Source organism: Dyadobacter sp. 3J3 (assembly GCF_009801115.1).
Lineage (GTDB): Bacteria > Bacteroidota > Bacteroidia > Cytophagales > Spirosomataceae > Dyadobacter.
In genome coordinates, this window is sequence record NZ_VTOL01000009.1 from 265713 (window position 1) to 289592 (window position 23880).

At 39.3% G+C, this 23880-nt stretch carries 21 protein-coding genes; 12 read left to right on the plus strand and 9 right to left on the minus strand.

Going from position 1 to position 23880, the window contains the following annotated elements; all coding sequences use genetic code 11:
- Nucleotides 1–244 precede the first annotated feature (244 nt).
- Nucleotides 245–820: a YeeE/YedE family protein gene (locus FZF08_RS20525; protein WP_159472502.1), complete on the plus strand. Its 576-nt coding sequence runs from the start codon at nucleotides 245–247 to the stop codon at nucleotides 818–820.
- Nucleotides 821–853: 33 nt separating this feature from the next.
- A complete protein-coding gene (locus FZF08_RS20530; protein WP_200837137.1) occupies nucleotides 854–1366 on the plus strand; it encodes a DUF6691 family protein in 513 nt (170 codons plus the stop codon).
- Nucleotides 1367–1369: 3 nt separating this feature from the next.
- Here FZF08_RS20530 and FZF08_RS20535 read toward each other — a convergent pair whose 3' ends face one another.
- Nucleotides 1370–2113, minus strand: a complete 744-nt coding sequence (locus FZF08_RS20535) for a class I SAM-dependent methyltransferase (RefSeq protein ID WP_159472505.1) — start codon at nucleotides 2111–2113, stop codon at nucleotides 1370–1372.
- Nucleotides 2114–2328: 215 nt separating this feature from the next.
- Here FZF08_RS20535 and FZF08_RS20540 point away from each other — a divergent pair, with 215 nt between their 5' ends.
- From FZF08_RS20540 to FZF08_RS20550, 3 genes are all read left to right on the plus strand, one after another.
- Nucleotides 2329–5745 carry a HEAT repeat domain-containing protein gene (locus tag FZF08_RS20540; protein ID WP_159472508.1) on the plus strand — a complete coding sequence of 1139 codons (3417 nt, stop codon included), beginning with the start codon at nucleotides 2329–2331 and terminating at the stop codon, nucleotides 5743–5745.
- 209 nt (nucleotides 5746–5954) lie between these two features.
- Nucleotides 5955–6992 (plus strand): hypothetical protein, encoded by a 1038-nt coding sequence (locus FZF08_RS20545; RefSeq protein ID WP_159472511.1) that lies wholly within the window; start codon nucleotides 5955–5957, stop codon nucleotides 6990–6992.
- Nucleotides 6993–7037: 45 nt separating this feature from the next.
- The gene (locus tag FZF08_RS20550) at nucleotides 7038–7388 is read left to right on the plus strand and encodes a DUF6984 family protein (protein ID WP_159472514.1); all 351 of its coding nucleotides are present in this window, start codon (nucleotides 7038–7040) and stop codon (nucleotides 7386–7388) included.
- Here the strand turns inward: FZF08_RS20550 and FZF08_RS20555 are convergent.
- Nucleotides 7380–8240 carry a helix-turn-helix domain-containing protein gene (locus FZF08_RS20555; RefSeq protein ID WP_159472517.1) on the minus strand — a complete coding sequence of 287 codons (861 nt, stop codon included), beginning with the start codon at nucleotides 8238–8240 and terminating at the stop codon, nucleotides 7380–7382. The genes FZF08_RS20550 and FZF08_RS20555 overlap by 9 nt on opposite strands.
- 233 nt (nucleotides 8241–8473) lie before the next feature.
- Here FZF08_RS20555 and hxlB point away from each other — a divergent pair, with 233 nt between their 5' ends.
- The 3 genes from hxlB to FZF08_RS20570 all read left to right on the plus strand — a co-directional run bounded on the left by hxlB (nucleotide 8474) and on the right by FZF08_RS20570 (nucleotide 10131).
- Entirely contained in the window at nucleotides 8474–9061 is a 588-nt protein-coding gene (hxlB, locus tag FZF08_RS20560; protein ID WP_159472520.1) for a 6-phospho-3-hexuloisomerase, read from the plus strand.
- A 54-nt stretch (nucleotides 9062–9115) separates the two neighbouring features.
- Nucleotides 9116–9745 (plus strand): 3-hexulose-6-phosphate synthase, encoded by a 630-nt coding sequence (hxlA, locus tag FZF08_RS20565; RefSeq protein WP_137339215.1) that lies wholly within the window; start codon nucleotides 9116–9118, stop codon nucleotides 9743–9745.
- A 176-nt stretch (nucleotides 9746–9921) separates the two neighbouring features.
- A complete protein-coding gene (locus FZF08_RS20570) occupies nucleotides 9922–10131 on the plus strand; it encodes an alkylphosphonate utilization protein (RefSeq protein WP_159472523.1) in 210 nt (69 codons plus the stop codon).
- Between the two features lie 88 nt (nucleotides 10132–10219).
- On the opposite strand, the gene FZF08_RS20575 is transcribed toward FZF08_RS20570, so the two are convergent.
- Together FZF08_RS20575 and FZF08_RS20580 are read right to left on the minus strand one after the other, a co-directional pair.
- Nucleotides 10220–13009, minus strand: a complete 2790-nt coding sequence (locus FZF08_RS20575; RefSeq protein ID WP_159472526.1) for a DUF5686 and carboxypeptidase regulatory-like domain-containing protein — start codon at nucleotides 13007–13009, stop codon at nucleotides 10220–10222.
- A gap of 81 nt (nucleotides 13010–13090) precedes the next feature.
- The gene (locus tag FZF08_RS20580; RefSeq protein ID WP_159472529.1) at nucleotides 13091–15235 is read right to left on the minus strand and encodes an ATP-binding protein; all 2145 of its coding nucleotides are present in this window, start codon (nucleotides 15233–15235) and stop codon (nucleotides 13091–13093) included.
- 200 nt (nucleotides 15236–15435) lie between these two features.
- On the opposite strand from FZF08_RS20580, the gene FZF08_RS20585 reads away from it, so the two are divergent.
- Entirely contained in the window at nucleotides 15436–16665 is a 1230-nt protein-coding gene (locus FZF08_RS20585) for a multidrug effflux MFS transporter (protein WP_159472532.1), read from the plus strand.
- Between the two features lie 147 nt (nucleotides 16666–16812).
- Complete coding sequence (locus tag FZF08_RS20590; RefSeq protein WP_159472535.1) at nucleotides 16813–17124, plus strand: EthD family reductase; 312 nt, start codon at nucleotides 16813–16815, stop codon at nucleotides 17122–17124.
- Between the two features lie 78 nt (nucleotides 17125–17202).
- Here FZF08_RS20590 and FZF08_RS20595 read toward each other — a convergent pair whose 3' ends face one another.
- From FZF08_RS20595 to FZF08_RS20610, 4 genes are all read right to left on the minus strand, one after another.
- Nucleotides 17203–18153: a bifunctional UDP-sugar hydrolase/5'-nucleotidase gene (locus FZF08_RS20595; protein WP_159472538.1), complete on the minus strand. Its 951-nt coding sequence runs from the start codon at nucleotides 18151–18153 to the stop codon at nucleotides 17203–17205.
- Nucleotides 18128–18889 carry a 5'-nucleotidase C-terminal domain-containing protein gene (locus tag FZF08_RS20600; protein WP_159472541.1) on the minus strand — a complete coding sequence of 254 codons (762 nt, stop codon included), beginning with the start codon at nucleotides 18887–18889 and terminating at the stop codon, nucleotides 18128–18130. The genes FZF08_RS20595 and FZF08_RS20600 overlap by 26 nt, the downstream gene beginning before the upstream one ends.
- A 161-nt stretch (nucleotides 18890–19050) precedes the next feature.
- Nucleotides 19051–19566: a hypothetical protein gene (locus FZF08_RS20605; RefSeq protein WP_159472544.1), complete on the minus strand. Its 516-nt coding sequence runs from the start codon at nucleotides 19564–19566 to the stop codon at nucleotides 19051–19053.
- A gap of 77 nt (nucleotides 19567–19643) precedes the next feature.
- Nucleotides 19644–20318 (minus strand): response regulator transcription factor, encoded by a 675-nt coding sequence (locus tag FZF08_RS20610; protein ID WP_229216616.1) that lies wholly within the window; start codon nucleotides 20316–20318, stop codon nucleotides 19644–19646.
- A gap of 432 nt (nucleotides 20319–20750) precedes the next feature.
- On the opposite strand from FZF08_RS20610, the gene FZF08_RS20615 reads away from it, so the two are divergent.
- Nucleotides 20751–21539, plus strand: a complete 789-nt coding sequence (locus tag FZF08_RS20615; protein WP_229216617.1) for a murein L,D-transpeptidase catalytic domain family protein — start codon at nucleotides 20751–20753, stop codon at nucleotides 21537–21539.
- Here the strand turns inward: FZF08_RS20615 and FZF08_RS20620 are convergent.
- Nucleotides 21497–22693, minus strand: a complete 1197-nt coding sequence (locus FZF08_RS20620) for a L,D-transpeptidase family protein (protein ID WP_159472550.1) — start codon at nucleotides 22691–22693, stop codon at nucleotides 21497–21499. The two genes, FZF08_RS20615 and FZF08_RS20620, sit on opposite strands and share 43 nt — an antisense overlap.
- A 271-nt stretch (nucleotides 22694–22964) precedes the next feature.
- Here FZF08_RS20620 and FZF08_RS20625 point away from each other — a divergent pair, with 271 nt between their 5' ends.
- Entirely contained in the window at nucleotides 22965–23867 is a 903-nt protein-coding gene (locus FZF08_RS20625; RefSeq protein ID WP_159472553.1) for an EamA family transporter, read from the plus strand.
- Nucleotides 23868–23880: the final 13 nt, after the last annotated feature.

Below are 23880 nucleotides of genomic sequence, written 5' to 3' on the forward strand. Positions count from 1 at the left end.
GGAGGCTCCTAAGGAGCCGGGCCATCTTATTCAACCATAATTTCTATAAACAGGAAGCCCTTACCGGGCTGAATTAATAGAATGTGTTAGTAATGAGCCCGATAAGGGCTTCCTGTTTATAGCTCCAAAGATGACGAACAAATACCGTGGCTCCTTAGGAGCCTCCTGTTAATATTCAGGTTTCGGAACAAATAATCTGATAAATCTCTAACTTAAGGGAATGCAATAATATCAACATTAATCTATGGAAATCTTCGAACTCATCAGCAAACCATGGCCGTGGTATATTGCAGGCCCGCTTATTGGTTTTACAGTACCCATTTTGCTTTTGCTTGGCAATAAATCCTTTGGAATTTCTTCATCTTTACGCCATATCTGTGCCGCCGTTATTCCGGCGAACATTTCTTTTTTTAAATATGACTGGAAAAAAGAAACCTGGAATTTATTTTTCGTTGCAGGAATAACGCTGGGTGGTTTTGTTGCTACTTATCTGCTGACAAATCCGGATTCTTTGATCGTGGCTGAATCTACAAAAGCCAGTTTAAGCCAATTGGGAATTACTGACTTTTCGGGATTAATGCCCACAGATATATTCTCGGCAGAAAACATTCTGTCTCTGAAAGGCCTGATATTTTTCGTTTTGGGAGGATTTTTGGTCGGTTTTGGTACACGTTATGCCGGTGGCTGCACGTCGGGTCATGCTATCATGGGGCTTTCCAATTTGCAATGGCCATCGTTAGTGGCTACGATATTTTTCATGGTCGGCGGTTTCTTTTCTACCTGGATATTATTGCCCTGGTTATTGAATTTAGTCAGCTAAACTATTTGCAAACAAATATTAATTCATTACAATATGGCAACAATTAAAAGTAATTCTACCGCCGAAATTGATCTTTTAGATAAAGACATTGACACTTTTGACGGTACTAATCAGCAGTCGAAAACGGAGAATTTTATTGGTAATTTGAAATACCTGATCGTTGGCGTATTTTTCGGAATCGTTTTTGTAAAAGCTGAAATCGTATCCTGGTTCAGGATTCAGGAAATGTTCCGCTTAGATTCCTTTCATATGTATGGCGTGATTGGCTTGGCTGTTATTATTGGATTGATTTCGATGCAAATCATTAAACGATTTAATATCAAAACGATCAGCGGAGAAACCGTTAGCGTACCACCAAAGCAATTTAATAAAGGACAGATTTATGGAGGGTTTTTGTTCGGCTTAGGCTGGGCCATTACAGGCGCTTGTCCGGGGCCGTTATTTGCACAGATTGGAAGCGGTTTTCTGGTTGTAATAATAACCTTGCTTAGTGCAATTGCAGGAACCTGGACTTATGGATTGTTACGTTCCAGACTCCCGCATTAAGCATTACAATTTTCTGGCAACAAGATATAATTGTTCGTCTCCTAACATAAAAGGATCAGCTTCCAGATTTCCAAAAGCGCCAACAACTTTAAGACCGGCAGATTCAAACATAAATTTGAGTTCGGCAAGGGTATAAATATGCTGACGAACAGTATGCGTCACCTTCTCTGTACCTGAAATAAAAGTCTGCTCCGATTCAATATAACCTTCCTCGGTAAAATACTCATTCTGAGAAAGATATACGATATATCCCTCAACAGGCATCCAGTTTCTAATCTGATAATTTGGAAAAATACTCTCAGCAAGATTTTCAGTATGAATAGCAAACTGCCCACCCGGAATTAACAGATCAGAAATCTTTTGCAGGAATTTCTGCATGTCCTCACGAGGAAAAAAGCTGAAACTATTTCCAAAACAATAGGCAGCATCAAAGGATCCGGCTTCAAAAGAAACTGCCAGAACATCTTCACAAATCACTTCCACAGAAAGATTTTCCTGAGCGGCGATCTTTCCCAATTCTTCACAATATTCTTTTGACAAATCCACACAGGTAAGCTCCATTCCCTGATCTGCAAGCGGCAAAGCATGGCGACCGTAACCTGCCATCACATCCAAAACTTTATTTCCTTCTTTTAAATCAAGGGTATCACGTAAAAAATCAACTTCAAATTCAGTATATTCTTCGTCCTGATTTAACTTCCATGCCTTCTGTGGCAAACCTTCAAAATATGTATGATACCAGGCCAATGTGCTGAGGATTTAATTTCTGCAAAAATAGTCAATTTTTAAACGCAGAGTTTAGGGAGTTATGCGCTGAGTTCAGGGAGCTTTACTTTATTCGTAAAAAAAACTCACAGTACTCTGCGAAAACTCCGCTAACTCTGCGTTTAATATGAATTTCCATGGGTAAAAAATTCGCTTTTCTTACTTTTAAAATCCATACCAAAAAGTAATTCAACCTGATGACCCCTAAAAACTTTTTACTAAAACCAATTCCGATTCTTGCCTTCACTGCAATTGTGGTTGTTTCCTGTATGAAAATGGCTCCATCGACCACCAAGATTTCCAGCAAACCGATGGTTATCAAAGAGGACGCAGCTACGGGAAAAGCCAGAGCTAAGGAGATTCGTGACAACACAGTAATTAAACTGGCCGACGGATTAAAACTTGATCTTTGGGCCTCGGATTCCCTGGCTCCGGATCCGGTAGCCATATCTATTGATGATAAAGGAAGGGTTTATCTGAACAGAACAAACAGACAAAAAAACTCGGAATTTGATATCCGCGGACACCGTAACTGGATGACATCTTCCATCGCGCTGCAATCCGTTGAAGATCGCAGGGCATTTTTACGCAGCACTTTTGATCCGTCAAAAAGCAAGGAAAACGAATGGCTGAAAGATCTGAACGGTGACGGTTCTCACGACTGGAAAGATCTTACCGTTGAAAAAGACGAAGTATGGCGTTTGGAAGATACGGACAACGACGGTATTGCTGATGTTTCGATGCGTATTTTAAGTGATTTCTTTGATGAAGTTTCCGATGTTGCGGGTGGTTTACTTGTTCGCGCACAGGATACTTTCATAGCGATCGCCCCCGATGTATGGAGATTGAAAGATACGAACGGCGATGGAATTCTTGACCAGAAAACATCGATCAGCCACGGTTATGGTGTGCATATCGGTTTTGGCGGCCACGGAATGTCAAATCCGATTGAAGGACCCGATGGGAAAATCTACTGGAACATTGGTGATATCGGTGCAAACATTACGACCAAAGAAGGTGAAAATTTCAAACGTCCTAACGAAGGAATTATCGCAAGATCAAATCCGGACGGAACAGATTTTGAGGTTTTTGCTGGTGGTTTGAGAAATACACACGAATTCGTTTTTGACGAATATGGCAACCTTATAAGTTCTGATAACGACGGCGACCATCCTGGCGAAAGCGAGCGTTTGGTTCACGTAGTTGAAGGTTCCGATGCTGGCTGGCGTTCGAACTGGCAGTATGGAAAGTATACTGATCCAAAAAACAACAGCTATAAAGTATGGATGGATGAAAAATTATATGTGCCACATTGGGAAGGCCAGGCAGCATACATCATCCCGCCTATCCAGAATTTCCACAATGGCCCAACGGGTATGCAGTACAATCCGGGAACGGCTTTGGGATCGGAATGGAAAAACAAATTTTTCCTGGTTGAATTTGTAGGAAACCCCGCACGCTCGCCAATCTGGTCATTTGGTTTAAAACCAAAAGGTGCCTCTTTCGTATTGGATGGAGAAAAAAATATTTTGAACGGAATCCTGCCAACCGGTATTCGTTTCGGTCCGGATGGCGCACTATACGTAGCCGACTGGATTAACGGCTGGGATACTAAAAATTACGGTCGCGTTTGGAGACTTGATGTTACAGACAGCAAAAATGATCTGAAAGCATTAAGACTTGAAACGAAACGTTTGATGCAGCTGGATTACACCAAACAGCCTGAGTCGATGTTGTATACTTTGTTATCAAATCAGGATATGCGTATTCGTTTGAAAGCGCAATTTGAACTGGCTTCGCGTGGTACAAAAGGTGCGGTTGAATTAAATAAAGCGATTACAGCAACCGGAAATCAATTGGCTCGAATTCATGGAATCTGGGGCATCGGACAATTAGCAAGACAGGATAAAGCTTACGCCAATACCTTGTTTACGTTGTTGAAAGACTCTGATTCAGAAATTATTGCACAAGCCGCAAAGGTTCTGGGTGATGCTAAAATTGCGGAAGCGGGTCCGTTATTAATTCCTTTATTAACCGACAAAAATCCCCGTGTCAAATTTTTTGGTGCACAGGCATTGGGTCGTATCAAAGAAAAACAAGCCGTTACCGCTTTGCTTGATATGATCAAAACGAATAAAGATGAGGATCTTTATTTGAGACATGCGGCAGTTCTGGCACTTTCCCGTATCGGCGAAGTGGAGCCAATTGTTGCACTTGCCAACAATCCTGATAAATCACTTCGTACTGCTGCGGTTTTGGTATTACGCCGTTTGAGCAACGAAAAAGTAAGTTTGTTTTTACAGGATAAAGATGAATATATCGTAACGGAAGCAGCTCGTGCAATCAATGACGATCTATCTATTATGCCAGCCTTACCTGCCTTGGCGGCTATTTTGAAAGAGAAAAGATTTACTTCTGAGCCTTTGTTGCGTCGTGCGATCAATGCGTCCTTGCGCGTTGGCGGTGATGAGCAATTGGATAACCTGATCGCTTTTGCGAAAAGAAAAGATGTGAGTAACGAGTTGAGAGCAGAAGCATTGGCAACTTTGGGAACTTGGGCTAATCCTTCTGTCCTGGATCGCGTTGACGGTCGTTACCGTGGCGTCATTACCAGGAATCCAGAAATTGTCAAAACGAAAATAAAACCTCAGATCAGTAGCTTGCTGCAAGAAGACGATGCGGCTATTTTAATTGCAACGTCTCAATTGGTAAGCGAGCTTAAAATTTCTGAAAACAATGCGGCGCTGGCTAAAATCCTTGATGACAGCAAAAATCCAAAAGTGAGAGCAGCTATGCTTACTGCTTTGCATGACCTGAAATATTCAGAAATGGAAACGGTAATGAAAAAGGGGATGACTGATCCGGATGCTGATGTTCGTACCTCGGCCTTGGCTTTGGTGAGCAGCGTTTCGATGTCAAAGGAAACACTTTCTGATATTTCCAAAACGATTTTTGAAAAAGGAAGTATCAAAGAACAACAGCAAATGTTACGCGTTTTGGGTGGATTACCGGTTGCAAAAACAGAAACAATTTTTGACGGTTTGATTAGCAAAATGGCTTCAAAAGACCTTCCAAATACATTGGCTCTTGATCTTGGTGAAGCGATCGATTCTACAAAATCAAGTTCATTAATTGCTAAAATGGCTCCTATGCGTTCTACCGGAACTACGGTTGCTGACTATCAGGAATCACTTTATGGAGGAAATGCAATGCTTGGACGCAGATATTTTATGACGAGTTCACAAGCAGAATGTGCAAGATGTCATTCAATTGGCGGCCAGGGCGGAGCAGTTGGACCATCACTTTCCAAAATTGGCTCAACATTGAGTAGAGAACAAATCCTGCAAGCGCTAGTCGAGCCAAGTGCAAGATTATCTCCGGGTTTTGGTATGGTGGTGTTAACATTAAAGGACGGACAAACAGCAGCGGGAATTCTGATGGAAGAAAACGCCCATGAACTGGTCCTAAAAACTTCCGAAGCTGAACCTTTAAAAATCCCGGTTGCCAGAATTGCAAAACGTGATAACGTTCCATCAAGTATGCCTCCGATGGGTTCAATCATGTCCAAAAGAGAAATCCGGGACGTTGTTGAGTTTTTGTCGGGGTTGAAATAGATAATTGAAATATTTTGATAGGCATTAGAGAAGTCAAGTTTCGAAAACTTGACTTCTCTTTTTCTTTTGTAACCACTCTAACTAAAAACCCAAAAATCAACTTTCCAAAACCGGCACGATATTCATAATAAAAAATTAAAACAGGTATATTTGAAAATACTATCGGGTACAAAACAATATCCTTTGAAGTAAACCTCATCATCAACTAAATGGAATTAGAAAAGAAAGAAGCAGCGGTTATCAACAATGCAATCAACTTTTGGCAGGAAACAAAAAAGATATCGCCGGAACTTGCTGAGGATTTGCGCAACAGCTATGAGCTTCGTAATTCCAATGTGGACACCATAACCTGGTATGCCTTCATATCAGCGGTTTCCTGTGGTTTACTAGCTTTTGGCGCGCTGGTTATTGATGAAAAATGGATAGAATTATTACGTAATAAGTGGGGTTTTTCTGAAACGATTGTTGGCATAGGATTTTCATTACTGGCCGTCGCTTTCATTATTTTAGCGAAAAGAAGAAAACTTAAATACCCAACAGCCAAGGCAAGCAATGAAACGTATACGATCACGATTATTTTGAGCGTCGCCATCGCCATTGCGTACTGGACACGTAGTTTTGCTTATTTTGATGGCAATTATGCCCGACCTTTACTGATTGCGGCCGTTGCCTATTTTATAAGCGCAGCATATCTGAATTCTCAACTTTTATGGACGGTTATGCTTTTGACGCTCGCGGGCTGGTGGGGAGCACAAACATACTTTTGGACCGGTGGCAACTGGCGTTTTGCCGGAATGAATTATCCTCTAAACATGACCATTTTCGGGCTTGTCATCTGGTCACTTTCGTGGGGTGTCGATAAAATAAATTTGCTTAAATCCTTTACTCCTGTCACCTATTCCATTGGCTTATTCCTTTTTCTGCTAGCCGCCTGGACACTTTCTATTTTTGGAAATTATGATGATCTGAGCCGCTGGACGGTTATTCGCCAGGGAACACTTTGGTATTGGGCTGTGGGCTATACCATTGTTTTGGGAGCACTTACTGCATATGCATTTCAGGTAAAAAACGACGTTTTGAGAGATTCCTGCCTTATATTTTTTCTATTAAATATTTACACCCGATACTTCGAATATTTCTGGGATAGGACCAACAAAGGAATTTTCTTTGCAATACTTGCGGTCTCTTTCTGGTTTGTCGGTAAAAAGGCAGAACAGTGGAGAAACAAAGATAAAAAGTTAGCCTGACCGGGCAGTCGGCTATGGACTGTCAGATTTTAAGATTTAATAACAATGAAAGAGAAAAGACCTATCCGGCAAAACGAAAAAGATTTGATCGCATTTCTTTTGGCACAGTTAAATCTAAACCCGGAAGAATATCCTGTCGATGAGTATGTTGACGAATATGAAGACGGAAAGATGGGAAGTATCAGTCTGGGTGGTGACGTTTCCGCTTATGCAGGAGATCTTATTCAGGTTGAATATGTTGATTCCGATGAAACTCCGGTTGTTATCACTTTGACCAAAGACGATAAAAATCACTTACTCGATCTTGATTTCTGGAAAGTTGATTTCACCAAATTACTTGACTATCCAACGCCTGATAAAATTATTCTGAGAGGTGATGTTAGCCACTCAGAATAACGTATTGAATTTGGTAACGATATGCGCCTTCGCTTCATTCTGAAATTGCTCCGGCGATAATCCGGTATGTTGTTTAAAAAACCGACTAAAATAAGGTCGGTCAGTGAATCCCAAATCGTACGAAATCTCTTTAATCGTATTTTCACTATGGATAATCTGACGTTTTGCTTCCAGAATAATCCGGTCATGAATTAATTGCATACCCGTTTTATCCAGTTTTTCTTTCAAAATCTGATTCAAACGTTTCGAACTTATTCCCAGTTTACCTGCATAAAAATCTGTGTTTCTAACCTGCTGATAATTCATTTCCAGCAAAACCATAAACTCATAAACCCGCTTTTGATTAATGTCCTGCACAGTGAAGTTGTGCTCTTTGATACGAACCAGTTGCAGCAAAAATACTTTCAGTAATGCTTTAATAATCACAAGACTATTATTTTCCCGCTGATATTCTTCTTCCAGTAATTGATATACTTTCCCTAATTGCTCAGCCGTTTCGTCATTGATCTGCAAGCAGGAAAACTCTCCCTGAATGTTAAAAATCTTGAAAACATCCAGCAAAAATTCCTTCACATCATCATCCAGAATATCTCTTTTAAAAGATAATAAAATACCGTTTTTCCCTGCTTTGTTAAGCTGATGTACGCGGTAAGGAGGAATTAAATATATCCAGTCGCCCTTCAATAATTCGTCGCCTTTCACAGTGTGAAGCGCATTTTCATTTTTCAGCCAGACAATCTCAAAGAATTCCTTTCTGCTTGGATCGTTAAGATAACTTGGTGGACAATTATCCAGACTCCTTATATAAATCAACGTTTTATTTAACTCAACGCTAAGTTTGGTTTCTTCCATTTCTTTCCACTTTTAAAAAGTCTTCGAAATATCACTGTTCATGTCATATTCCGAATTAGACACCAAAATTAGCAAATTATGCAATCGATTAAATATTCATTAGCAAATAGTCCAACATATCGCGCTGATTGTGTAACGTGTTCGAAGACGCGTCCCGGTACCTTTGTGATCTCGATTTACAGGATTTTCCTGATGATCGGGATTTTTCAGGATTTCAATAAAGGGTAAGTGAGATGACGAATTCTGCAATAAATATTGATTTGGCATCTGATATTCAGACGAATATGATGATGATTCTGGAAGAAAATAAGAGGCTGGCAAGTCAGATTGATTTTGATCAGGTTGCCGATATGATTCCCTTTATTCAAAATGCTGAAAGGATTTTTATCGTAGGTGCGGGAAGAACGGGATTAGCTTTGAAAGCAACTGCTATGCGTTTGATGCATTTAGGATTTACGGTTTTTGTAGTTGGTGAAACTGTAACGCCATCGATCGGAACAAATGATTTATTAATCGCCGGTTCTGGTTCCGGAACTACCAGCAGTATTGTTAAAGCAGCCGAAAAAGCTGTTTCTGCGAATGCAAAAGTGATCACAATTTCTACAACTCTGGATTCCCCTTTGGCAAAATTATCCAGTCATGTTTCTATTCTTCCGGCAGCTCAAAAGGAAGATCACGGTGGTAATATTTCCAAACAATATGCCGGAAGTTTATTTGAACAATCCGTATTACTTCTAGCTGATGCGCTCATACAAACTTTATGGAAACTGGACGGAACACCAGCAGAAGAACTTTGGAAGCGTCACGCCAATCTTGAATAGTATTACATTAACAATTGAATACCAATAATTTATAATTAAATAAACAATACAACCATGGTTAAGTTACAAGTCGCAATAGATTTATTGACAACAGAAGACGCAATCGCCTTGGCAACAAAAGTTGCTCCTTATATCGATATTATTGAATTGGGTACGCCTTTGATCAAAAGTGAAGGTTTGGCTGTGATTACAGCGATGAAAAAAGCATTTCCGGACAAACTGGTTTTTGCTGATTTCAAAACAGCAGACGCAGGTGAACTGGAAGCTGATATGGCTTTCGGTGCAGGTGCGGACTTGATCACAATCCTTGGAGCAACAGGTGACGCAACGATTATCGGTGCCGTTAAATCTGCCAAAAAACATGGAAAAGGTGTTGTAGTAGATACAATCGGTGTTTTGGATCGTGTAAAACGTGCTCAGGAAGTGATCGCTTTGGGTGTAGAATTTGTAGAACTACACGCAGGTTTGGACGAACAAGCACAGCCAGGATATTCAATCCAGGTTTTGATCGACGAAGCTTCCCGTGCTGGTGTACCGGTTTCAATCGCGGGTGGTGTTAAGTTGAGCAACATCGCCGCGGTGAAAGCTTCGGGTGTGAAAGTGGCCGTTGCAGGTGCTGCTATTTATGGCGCAGCTGATCCGGCCGCTGCTGCGAAAGAACTTCGTGAGGCTTTGGACGCTTAGTAAGTCTTTTAGGTTATAAATCAAGAAAGCTGTTTCCGTCTATGGAAGCAGCTTTTCTTTTGGAATTATGATCTTCGTCAGTTTTTCCACACGCCAATTAGCTGAACCAATCAATATTAGTCCTTTTGTCTACCTTTGGCCCTGTTAAACAATATTCGAATAGTAAAAAACAAGTCATGGAAGTTAAAGATGGTAACGGAACACTGCTTGCAGATGGCGATTCTGTAAAACTGATTAAGGATTTAAAAGTTAAGGGTTCGTCGACAACGTTGAAAAGAGGAACCGTGGTAAAAAATATTCGTCTGACCGACGATGCAGAAGAAATTGAAGGCAAAGTGGAAAGAACGGTTATGGTTTTAAAAACCATGTTTATTCAGAAAATGTAAATGAAAAGTCAACTTTTTGGGAATAAATTCCTAAAAAGTTGACACTTTTCGGGAATCCATTCCCAAAACGATTATTACTTTCTCCACCCTACTTCTTCCCTAAAGAAAAATTCATCGTCGTCCCGATCCGGAAAACCGTGTGTTTATACTTAAACCCTTCAAAACTATTGGCCACTTCTACGCGGAACGGGAAGCGAATACCGACATCCAAAGCGTAACCCAATTCTCCGTAATTGTTTGAATCAGGCGTGGCCAGGTAATGTGCGAAGAAATTTTCTTTGATTCCCAACACACGGAACCAGGTTATTTGCGTTAACAAAAACTTGCGTAATTCTGCCAGCGCATGTGCTTCCACAAAACGTTTGGATGTACTATATCTGTAATAATCAAGCATCCGGAATGTACCAACAGGATCGCCATATTGGAAGAAAAACTGGTTTCCGGCAAAGTGCTGGAAGTCAGGAAAGGCTACGGAATCTCTATTTATAAAAGTACCCGCTGCCACTTTATAACTCAATTTGCTGCGAATACCTAAGTCAAATCCATGAGAGATTCCAATTTGTAAGAAATCGAAATCAACGTCGCTGCCAAATACACTTTTAATTCCTTTCCGGTAATTGACAGAAAGTTTTGGAGAATCATCGTCATAAAAGGTTGTCTTTCCTTTTATGATTTTGTATTTCTGCCAGGGTTTATAATAGGCCGATAAGCCAAGAGTCAAAGCCTGATGTGGCTGCATGTTAACATTGGATGTCTCAGACTGATTTGCCAATTCCGAATTAGAGGGATCATTTGATGTAAAAGAACGTTTATTCCAGTCAATCCAGCGGTATGGATTTGTATTTCCAAGGTTTGAAAGCGGCTGACGATCCGCATATTCCACATTCGCTTTTAATTCAAAATGTTCGTTTCTCTGATTTGTTTTAAAATCAAGGCGAATGAAATTCTTTTCATAAATTTTGATAAAGTTCCTTTCCAGAAACAGCGTCGTTAAGCTATTCAGGATTGGATGCATCGGGTTTTCCGGATTAAATTGTGATACCGTTTTCCCACCTGAAATATTGATCAGATTTCTTTTCCAGGCATAATCCACACCGCCGGTCGCAAATAATTTTTCCCTTGCAAAAGAATACCGCGTTAGTCCGCTAAATGTCCAGGTTCCCTCGTCACGAACTGTTACTCTTTTAACTCCATTATTCGATATATGAATTTCATCGGAATTCTTTTTGGGTTGAGCACCTTTATGGTATCTCAATTTCAATCCGCCACCGTTGAGTACCCAGCCTTCAGTAGTATTTACCTGCAAGCCATAAAGCGGGCTGACATATTCCAGCCGCCAAGGACTTTTTTTACCCAAACGAAAAGTATGACCAGTGAAAATATCACCAATTGAACTACCAAAACCTCCACCACCTTTTTTCCTGGTAGTGTCTGCTTTCGAGACTTTCAGGCTGTCTCGCTGCTCCTGGGTTCCTTCCTTAATAATCACCAGACTATCCAGTCGGGTATAACTTTTCACTTCCGCAACTGTCAAAGGAACCGACCGGATTGAATCCCAGAACGCCATCGTTCTCCTGTTCGCCAAAGAATCGACTGACGTTGAATCGTTCCGGCTAAAATTCATATCAATATCCTCACCCTTTTCTTCTTTCTTTTTCAGATCCTGCTTTTCATATTCCTTCATCAGCTTTTTCAAATTCTTAGCTGAAAATTCTTTCTGTTTGCTGACCACTTCTTCCAGTTTCTGGCTTTTAATTTCACGGTTAGAAAGTCCAACTTTCTTCGCTTCATCCTTTTCCTTTTTTCCATCAACCACAACAATATCAGCCTGAAAAGCGGGGTTCACTTTTAATTTCGAAAATGTCTGAGAAATAACCAGATCGCCTTTTCCCTTAATTCCATAAATCCCGCCATTGATATGAAACTGTTGATTTGTAGGCATCCAAACGCCCTGAACCGGACTATAAACCTGTTTTATTTCGATATTAAAACCTGTATTGACCGTTTGCAGATTGAGACTGTAAATACTCCACAGATTTTCAGTAATGTAAATTGTCCCCTTGTAAACACCTTCACCATAGGAACGCGGCGTGACTTTTATTTTATTAATCTCAACACCGTTTTCCCGAAAACTCCCTTCATATTCAAACTTGTAATAAGCAAAAGCACGCGGCGATAAAGGCGAAACAGCTTTCACAACCTCGGGTTGATAAAAGCTTGTAAGAAAATACTGATTAGCGCTGGCAAAATTATTATCCTGACTATTTCTCGCGGCAATAACACGCTGTTTGTAAGAATTAGGCTGGCGAAATGTTACTTCCGAAACACTTTCATTCAAAATAGGAACGCCCTTTTTGAAGTTTGTTTCTTTTTCAATTTCCTTCAATTCTTTTTTATAAAGAAATTCAAGCGGAAGATCCGTAATGACAAAAGAGGACTTGGAATAGGCTTTTGCAGTATAACTTTCAACCTGCAAAAAATGATAACGGCTTTTCGCAATTGCTCTCCGCATGATCGTATACGCAGGGTCTTCGCCCTTATTTCCAATCCTGACTTCGCCCAGATTATAGGCCTGCTCCTCCATCGTCAGGTCAAATGTTTCCATTTTATTTTCAATCGTAAAAGATTTCTGACCCGTTTTGAAACCCAGATATTGGAAGATAACCTCATAATATCCTGGTTTCAAATCCAGCTGATACTTTCCTTCCTCATTGGAAATGGTGCTAATTTCTGTGCCTTTAACAACAATAGCGGCAAAAGGTAAAGGTTCCCCTTTTTGGGTTTTGATTATACCCTTTACACCTGTTCCGGTTTGAGCATTGACCTGATGGAGTATTAAAAAAAACAGAAAAATGATCAAAGTAAAACGATTACACATAGGAGTAATTAAATTATAGTTTTTCACGGCTTATGAGAAGATGTTCTGATGAAAGAACAAGTTGCGTGAATATAAAAATAATTATGAAATTACTTTCTCAAGAACCTCAATAAGATCACTTTCCGTAAACGGCTTCCCTAACAGCTCATTCATCCCCATACGCAGGTAATGTGAGCGATCATCGTCCGCGACGTTTCCTGTGTAACCAATAATTGGAATACCCGATTTTAAGAGATTATGATCATTTCTCACCAGTTTTGTTAGTTGCAGCCCATCCATTTTTGGCATCTGGACGTCAGTAATAATCAGGTCATAATCCGAAGTATTGAACAAGTGATAAGCTTCTTCCCCATCTGATGCAAGGTCATAACGAATCGCATTTTTATCCATAATCCTTCCCAGCAGCAATAGATTTATTTTGATGTCGTCAACCATCAGTACCTTCTTGTCTTTCAAAAGTTGGCCTATACCCGTCAGACCGCTATCTTCCGTAGCCATTGTTTTTTCAACTGCCATAGCGAGAGGAATTTCAATTTTAAAAACAGAGCCTTTCCCAGGCTCACTTTGTACGCTGATGGCTCCTGAAAACAAATCGACAATTCTTTTGCAAATGGGTAATCCAAGGCCAGTTCCCTGCTGCCTGTTCCGCTCGTCTGCCGATTCAATTTGTGTGAAATCTTCAAAGATTAATTTCAAATTTTTATCCTCAATTCCGACCCCTGAATCGGTTACAGAAATTTTCAACGTCCCCCGATGATCATTTATCTTATCAAATCTGGCACGGACATGTACTACTCCTTTCTGCGGTGTAAATTTTATTGCGTTGGTAATAAGATTGATAATGACTTGTTTGAGACGAAAATCATCACCACTAAGCATTAAGCTATCGTCAATTTCAAATTGCTTATGTAAAAGGATTTCTTTATTTCCAGCTAGTACAGACAACATGCCTGTAACATTTTCAAGCATCTCAAACGGATAAAACTTATGGTCTACAAGTTTTATTTTACCACTTTCGAATTTTGAAAAATCCAGTATTTCGTTCACCAGCATAAGCAAAACGTCGGACGAATTTCTAATTGCATTGATTTTCATCTGCAAATCTTCCTGGTGTTTGCTAAGATCAATCTGGCGCGAAAATCCAATGATTGAATTCAACGGAGTACGAATTTCATGCGATACATGTGACAAAAATTCGCCTTTTTTCCTGGCTGATTCAATAGCCAGATTACTGTACTCAATAATTTTCTTTTCGCTTTTGTACAACCTGGAAATATTCCAGAGAATCATAAGCGTCAGAATCAGAACAATCACTACATTTCCCCACCACAAGTGATCTAGCTCCGTTATGTTGTCTGATGTCTGGACCAAAATTGAATTTCTCAATTTTTCAACATCCTTGATTTCTTCCATTTTCAAAGCTTTCAAAGCCGCTTGAAGATTAGAAAAAATTCGATTATTGATCACCAATAATTCCAGCTCAGCCTGGTTAAGTTCGTGCCTTGCTTTTGCCAGAGAATTGTCATTTCCTGAAAAATCTATCACATCAGGCTTTTTTGTATGCAATGCGATAGAATCCGCGAAAGTCGTTGTGGTTTTCAAAGCCGCAATTTTAACCTCGCTGCTGTCGCCACTTTTATTTGAAACAGCCTCTACCAATCTTTTCCATAATTTCTTATTTTTCTGTCTTGGAACAATGGTGACGGAATCCAATTCGGCAACTTTTGTCGTTGTTTTGACAACATAAGGTTTTGTAACCGGAATTGTAACTTTAAGCTCCCCCTGTTTGTTTTCCGGACGAAATAACAAAAGATCATCAACCATCTTCTTCAAATGAATAAACTCCTCATTTTTAGTCTGCTTGTTTTCAAGCAGTTGCGGAAGATATAAATTGTTAAAAAAAACTTGTTTTTTTTTCTCTTCCTGAAAATCATCCAGAATTGATGAAACGGTTTTCATTTGTTGGGTATAACGTTTCAAAAATCTTCCATCCGAAGTGACTGAAAATAACCTGCTATTATTTTCCGCAACATATAAAACAGAAATGCACGTGTCGATTCTGCGATAGTTATCATTACCATTTCTCAACACACGAATATTATTTTGAATTGTGCCGGATTTTGAATTGGTAATCAGCGTTATAAATACAAAGGAGGCTAAAATTAATATCAGGGTTATGGTCCAGGTAAAGGATTTCAGGGAAACAGTTCTTATATCACTTTTCATCTTTGTGTATGTTCATTTATGAGGGTAAAGTTAAGCGGAAGTTTTACTTCTACAAGAAAATCGTTTTATCGTTCTTCTATGAAAATTTATTCTACAAGCCTGAAAGACAGACCTTATACCTCTAATATATTATTCCCCGAACCGACTTTGTCCTATCGCTGTTATCAAAAACTAGTCCGTTATCCAATTTTGTACAACCAATGAACAATAAAACTTACTTTTACCTCATTCTTATTTTGGGCAGTTTAACTGCATTAGGCCCCTTTTCAATTGATATGTATCTTCCGGGATTCCCTGCCATTGCGAAGGATTTACACACGACGGCTTCAAAAGTTTCACTTTCACTATCTGGATTTTTTATCGGAATTTCTGCCGGACAATTACTTTACGGTCCCCTGCTGGATCGGTTTGGCAGAAAAAAACCATTGTTCATCGGCCTGACAGTCTACATTCTGGCTTCTGTTGGCTGTGCGATGTCTACTACAATTGATATGTTGATTTTGTCACGATTTGTTCAGGCAATTGGAAGCTGTGCCGCCGCTGTTGCCTCGGTCGCGATGGTCCGTGACCTGTTTCCTGTGAAAGACAGCGCGAAAGTTTTTTCATTACTTCTTCTCGTTGTTGGTGCCTCCCCTATGATCGCCCCAACAGTTGGCGGATATGTAACGGCAGCTTTTGGCTGGCAGGCTGTGTTTATAATTTTAACCGGAATGGGGGTAGCTATTTTGATTGCGTCGGTTTTATGGCTTCCCGATAGTTTTAAACCCGATACCAGTTTATCATTAAAGCCTAAACCCATCATTTTAAACTTTATTTCTGTAATTCGTGAGCCGCAATTTTATACCTATTCATTTACTGGTGCCATCGCTTTTGCAGGATTATTCGCTTACGTGTCTGGATCGCCACTGGTTTTCATGGAGGTATTCCATACAAATGAAAAAGTTTATGGCTGGATTTTTGCCTTTTTATCTATTGGTTTTATCGGATCAAGTCAAATAAATACCTTATTGTTACGAAAATACAAAAGTGAACAAGTCATCAATATCGCTCTTGTTTGTATGGTTATCATAAGTCTTGCCATGCTGTTCGCATCCTATCATGGCTTTTTGAACTTGACGCTTACAATTATACTTTTGTTTTTCTTCCTGTGTTGCATCGGTCTGACTTATCCTAATGCAGCAGCACTCTCACTGGCTCCTTTTTCACAAAATGCCGGAAGCGCATCTGCACTTATGGGGGCAATCCAGATGGGAATGGGCGCGGCAATTTCGGTTGTGGTAAGCCTGTTTGAGGTGCCATCAACTTTTCCCATGACACTCGCCATGGCAGGATCATCCTCCCTCGCACTTTGTGTTTTTCTGATAGGAAGAAGGATGATCACACGGACAGTTGAGGTGGAAATAGGATCTGATAGCGGATTAATGCATTGACGCCTCAATTTTTAAGCTAACTGATAAATAACTTCTGCTTTTTCAAAAGTTTGGACTAAATTGATAATGTTTTGTGGAGGTTGATCCAGATACTATTCAATTTCCATAACCTGTTCAAAATCCTTAATCACTTCAACCTAAAAAACAATGTTCAAAGTTACTGTTTTATATCCACGTGCTGCCGAAGACGATTTCAATATGGCTTATTATTTGGATGTTCATACGCCAATGGTCAAAGAATTACTCGGTCCGTGGGGATTATTAAAAGTTGATGTTGAAGTTGGCGTTTCAGGCCCCGCACCCGGATCAGAACCAGCATACGCACTTATTTGTGGAATTCATTTCAGTGATCTCCAATCTTTACAATCAGGCCTTGATGCCGAAGGGCCAACGCTTATCGCGGACATACCTAATTTTACCAGCGTAACACCGATCATGCAGTTCAGTCGTGTAGAATAGAATTTATTTTGTAGAAAAAAGAATAGCCTGGTTGCTCACACAGCCAGGCTATTCTTTTGTTAGTACAATTTGGCCAAACTACACAAGTGAATTTTCATACACCGGACAAACACTGGCTGTCATAATACGTTTGCCGGTTCCTTTATGGAAAAAATAATCCAGACGGCCCAGATTAATTCCGGCAAAACCAACCTGATTAACCGTAGTAATCTTTCCATCCAGATTTTTGATATCTTCCGGAGCTTTCATGAAAGTATGCGTATGCCCACCGATCACGAGATCAATATTTCTTGTTGACTGAGCCAAAATCTGGTCTGAAACTTTTTCCTCTTTGTATTTATATCCCAAATGAGAAAGACAAATCACAAGATCGCAATGCAGATCATTTTTCAACAAACTAGCCGTTGCATTGGCTTTCGCTATTGGATCCTGGTAAATAATATCTCCGTAATTCTTTTTATCAACCAAACCTGCCAGTTCAATTCCCAAACCAAAAATACCAATTTTGATTCCCTGTTTTTTGAAAATTTTGTATGGCTGCGTTTTGCCCTTTAACGCTGTATTTTGAAAATCATAATTGCTTACAAGAAATGGAAAATTCGCGTGAGGCAATTGTTTTACAAATCCATCTATACCATTATCAAAATCATGGTTTCCCATCGTTGCCGCGTCATAACCCATATCGCTCATCAGCTTCATTTCCAGTTCTCCACCGAACAAATTAAAATAAGGAGTTCCCTGAAAAACATCACCTGCATCAAGCAAAAGCACATTTTTTTGTTCAGCACGTATTTTATTGATCAAAGCACTACGACTGGCCACGCCTCCCATACCCTGATTCCGGGATCCGTCCATTGGAAATGGTTCGATACGGCTATGTACGTCGTTGGTATGCAAAATTGTAAGCTGCACCGTTTCATCTTTCGCAAAAGCTGAAAAAGGAGAAGCACTTAATGCCAGTAGAGCAGCAGCCGCACCACCACTTTTCAGAAAATCCCGGCGATTAATTGTTGACAACAATTCTTCCATCTAATTGAGTATTTATGGTTTTTCCTGCACTTGTGAGACCGTTGATATAATCAATTAACGCATCTCTTACTTTCTTGTCAATATTTTTTCTTTCTGAGGCTTCACTCAAAAATTCAAGTCCTTCGGCACCGTTCGCCAGATAATCATAGGTAAGCAGATTATAGCTTTGATTTATATCAAATGGTTTCCCGGCAATCATCACATCAGTTGCTTTTTTATCTTTGATATTCATACGGATACCGGCAACAGGTTGCCCATTTGATTTTACGATAAAATCAATAACTTTTTGAACCGATGCTCCTGATAATTTCAAAACGACCAGTTCATTTTCAAACGGCATCAATTCAAAAACATTTGAAACCGAAATATTACCTTTTGGAAAACTGGTCCTCAATCCTCCTTTTGTTGATAAAGTAAACTGGATTGCCGGATCTTTTTTCAATCCTTCTGTTAAAATAGCATCAGAGAAAAAATCACCCATCAAAGTTTCAGGATCGGATGTTTTTGTCAATTCCTGATCCGTGCGGCCAATAACACGGTTCATTTCCGCATCCATCTGTTTTTTGTAAGGCAAATAATATTTGACCAATGAAGAATCAATACCTGCCGACTGATCAATAGCGTATTCTTTATATTGATTTCCTGAAACTGTGTAATGACGGCTACACGATGAAAGCAGCATCGGTCCGAAAATCAGGCCTAACATAATACGCCCGTAAATTTTTGAAGAAAGCATAAGGGAACGATCGGATTGAAGTACAAAAGTAACAGCAATTATTCAGGTTCTGTTGATGTGAATAAATTTGATAAAAAATTAATATGAAGTTAATCTCACCTCAAAATAAAAAAGAAGTCCTCTGTTGAGAAGACTTCTTCAATCTCTTAAATAACAAGCTCTTATTTTGATTTACTTTTTATCAAAAGATATTCGATTCTATCCTTTTTCGCGAAAGCAGCGATCTGGGTATACTTTTCATAATTATCCCAACGTTTCACAGCGTCGTTTTCAAAAGTTGGATTAATATCCCTTTTCAAATCGAGCAGGCCGAGTATGACGTGGTTTTTGAAATCATACTCCGAAAGATTATTAATCGTAATCCGATCTGCAATTTCGTTGATATAAATAATTTCTATTTTACCATCTCTGTAAATCACCTTCGGACATTTATCGCAACCTGCATTGGCATCTCTCCAATAGCTATCAAGTTTGCCTTTGCCAAGAACTGCCTCAACTTCTTTTTCACTTTTGAACGCTACTTTGCTTATATCTACTTCAACAATCGGAGCCAGCGTTTCCTCTTCCTCACTTTTCAGGACAAAAAATTTCACGAAAATTGCAAGCGCGATTATAGCCAATCCGATAAATCTCCATTTGTACCATTGTTTTTTGAAAGGAGTAGGTTCATTTTCCATGTATTCCCGGTTATAGTGATTTAATATATTAGGACAAGAGATAGCAATATCATGCCACCGTTAACGGGATTTATTTATCAAACAACCAGATCTCCATAATAGATCTCAATAAGTTCAAGCACATTTTTAACACCGAGTTTCTCAAAAACAACTGATTTATGCGTTCCCACAGTAGAAATTTTAATATTTAAATGGCTGGCAATAGCTGACAAAGATTCTCCCTTGATCAGATAATCAACAATTTCTTTTTGTCTTTTTGAAAGCTTGTCATTCAAGGAACTGGACCTTCTATTTTTATGAGGAGATTTTTTTCTTCTGTGTACATTATTCAAAAATGTCTCCTGAGCCATAGCTTCCAGTAATTCCTGACCTAAATACCGTTCGTCATTTAGAACTTTTGTAATAGCTCTTTCAATTTCGTTTGCTGATGCATTTTGGGTTACAAAGCCGTTCGCCCCCGCAATCAGATAGCTCATAGCATTCGGATAATGCAAATTTTTGGCGAAAATTACAATCCTGACTTTGGTTGATACATTCCGGATCTCACCAATCAAATCATCAATTTCTCCCAGGCTGGTCCCGATTATAATCATGTCAATACCAGAATTTTGCTTTACAGCAAGCAACGTTTCCTTTGACGATCTCGCCACCATAAGTGGCGTTTCGCAAACAATATTTTCACTTATTAACTGAACTAAGCCAATCCTTACGATTGCATTGCTATCTGCAACTAATATTTCCCATTTCTCCATACTCATTCACTATGCGGGCAAAATCACTCAGGATGCGCTTAAAAAAATTGAGATAAATAAAATTTCTATCATACATCCTAATCAGCACCTGTTAGGATATTTCTTATTTACGCTAAAAATTATTACATAGATTTATAGAGTCGAAGAAATAATGAAATACTGATGCGAAAACGAATGATAAGCCTGAAAAGGCATTCCATTTACATGATTTTAATCTTTTAACATATAAATTAAAAACGAAAAGTTACTTGGAGTGAAAGGCTAAACATCTAACATCGGAACCAATTCCGTCAGATGTTTTGTTAAACCAGCTCACACGTTGAAAGGATATTTTTAAATTTGAGATAAGCTTTTTTTCTTTGTAACGTTTTGTGATATACCGTATTCCCCGGTCCTCTTAATTGAATCTTATCAAACCATTAAGTATTCGAGATGACAAAAGCACAAGTTGTAGTAATAGTGATGTTTGTTGCGCTTAGCGTTTCCTTTGGCTTTCAAAAAATTAATCCCCTTTTAGTTTCTTCTTACCAGATTCAAAAAGATACCGCAGCCGTTAATTCTGATTCCGTTACCAAGCCAGAATGGGCTACTTTATACGATTCCCTTGACCTGAAAAACCAGGGTCTTTCTAAAACTGCATTTGAATATGCCTGGTATGGATTTCATAAAATGAGACTTGGCAAGCAGATCATGGCCATTGCGGATTTCAGTCAGTCTTCATGTAAAAAAAGACTGTATGTGATCGACCTGATCAGGAGAAAACTGATACTGAATACTTTTGTTGCCCATGGCAGAAATTCAGGTCAGGAATATGCGAAGGAATTCTCAAATGATAATTCCTCTTTTCAGTCCAGTCTTGGTTTTTACCGGACATTGGGTACTTACCAGGGCAAACACGGACTTTCTCTTCGTTTGGAAGGTATGGAAAAAGGAATTAACGATCGCGCGTATGAACGCGCAATCGTTATGCATGGAGCAGATTATGTAAGTGAGGATTTCATTAAAAACACAGGCCGTTTGGGAAGAAGCCAGGGATGTCCTGCTGTTTCTATCGCAGACAGCAAAAAACTTATACAGCTTTTATACGACGGTGCCGGCCTCTTTATCTATTCTCAAAACCCACGTTATTTCAAATCATCTGCTTTATTATCCGGTATTAATCTGATCAAAGAAAAAGGTCAGACTTTGGGAGAATCCCTTTTGTATACATCAGCAAAATAAAGCAGATCACCTTTTTCGTTACAATCTGCGCCCAGGTATAAAAGGAAAACAGGAATCCGTTTTTTAAGTTTATGCCATTTTGGGGGGATAGAAATCGTATCCTGTTCCGTCAGCGTATCATTGTCAAGCAATTGCTCACCCGCCATGAAATTCGCAAGATCGGTAGGACGCTGAACTCTTACACATCCATGACTTCTCCAGCGCTGATCTGTGTTGAAAAGGTAACGCGCGTTGGTATCATGCAAATAAATGGCAAGCGGATTCTTTATTTCAACTTTCAACAATCCCAGGGAATTGTCTCCACCGGTTTCCTGGCGAAAACGGTATGGAAACTCTTCGGGTGTCATCGATTCCCAGTCAACATCCGATGGATCAATAACTTCGCCTTTTTTGTCAATAACCTCAATTTTATTTCTCGATAAATATTCCTCGTCTTTCGCAGCTTTTGGGAAGATTTCTTTGATCGCGATACTTTTCGGGACATTCCAGTATGGATGTGTCACAATACTTGTTGCATAAGTATCAATGGTTGGCGTTTGCGTATCAATCTTCCCGGCAATGGTCCGCATGGTAATACCACCCTTGCCATCTGCATCCATACCTGTCAGATACGCACCACGAATATTGACCATAACCAGACGTGGCGCATCACCAGCCTGTCTGTGTATCCAGCGATAAGCATTGATAGATTCTGCTACCACTGCGGCACTATCCTTCTTGTTTTCAGCAATTAACCGCGTATAATGTTTTTTCAGGTTTTTATAAACCGGATATTCAGGTTCGATCTTTTCCATCACCTTATCCACTGACTCGCCTTTTATCAAAGCTATTGCAGCCTCTTTCAACATCGTTGTGTCGGCTTTGATTTTTTTATTGATATACCTGAAAGATGGCTGATGACCGAAACCAGTTTCTTCAAGTAATGCAAAGACCGGTGCATCGGATTCTTTGAACGCGAATTTCTCCGTCTTTACACCTGCATTCGCTGCATATTCAAGAAGTTCATTATATTTTTTTTCCTTGCTTAATTCTTTCACAAGCTCTTGCTGTGTCATTGTCTCGGCATCCTTTTTACAAGATTGCAGCGCGACCAGGACAAACAGAATGGAAAATGAAATGTATTTTGACCGGGTTAAACCAGAAAATATTCGCATAAGTGGTAAGTTAGTAGTACTGGTTTACTTAATAAAATTGTCGTGCTAGATATCTCGAACGAAATCATATATATATAAAGTACTAAAAAATAATCCATTAAATTATATTGACGATTCCTTCAACTTTCTTTCGCTGACAATATGGGGAAATTAATAAACAAGAATTTATTCCGTTCAAATACGAATACACGGAACGAAACTTCTTTAATCAGGTTTATTCAGGAACTCACTCACATCTTTTAATTTTGTGATTCTCTAAGAATCGATTGGAATGAAATCTTCAAAATATTATATCGCAGCACTTTCTTCATTTACCATCTGGGGATTTTTCAGTTTTGCTTTAAAAGCTTTACGTGAATATGCTTCACTGGATATTCTTTTTTACAGAGTTTTCTTCTGCGCAGTTCTGATGCTGATTATCAGTCTGGTTTTCAGACAAAAGGTTTTGAAAGAAAATCATGCCTTTTTTAAATCGCTAAATCAGAAAAAGAAACGGGAGGTTGTGATCATAACTTTACTGGGAGGATTGTTGTTAACCGGAAACTGGTTTTTCTTTATTTATGCAATCAATCATATCAGCGTAAAAGCAGGGTCACTTGCCTATCTGGTCTGCCCCATCCTGACGACAGTACTGGCTTACTTCATTCTGCATGAAAAACTGAACCGCTGGCAATGGGCCGCAGTGGCGTTAAGCGCATTCAGTTGTTCATTATTATCAATCGGCCATGTGACGGATCTTTTGTACAGTTTAATTATCGCAGTTTCTTATGCGCTTTATCTGGTTAGTCAGAAAAAAAATACTGGATTTGACAAGTTCCTGCTGCTTACTTTTCAAATACTATTTTCGTCACTTCTTCTGCTTCCTTTTTACCCGGCTTATAGCGCGGAAATTCCTACGGAAACTTCGTTTTATTTATTGATTGTACTCATCGCAATTGTTTTCACCATTGCGCCGCTCTTCATGAATTTATATGCTTTGCAAGGTGTCAATTCATCAACGATGGGAATTTTGCTTTATATCAATCCTTTGATCGGTTTTTTCATTGCTGTATTTTATTTTAAAGAAGAAATTACCGTTTGGCAATTAGCAGCCTATGGATTAATTCTCGTTGCCATTGTGATGTTCAATAAGAATCATATTTTCAAACCAAAGAAGGATTTAGCCGCGCTTTAAAACTATAAATTTA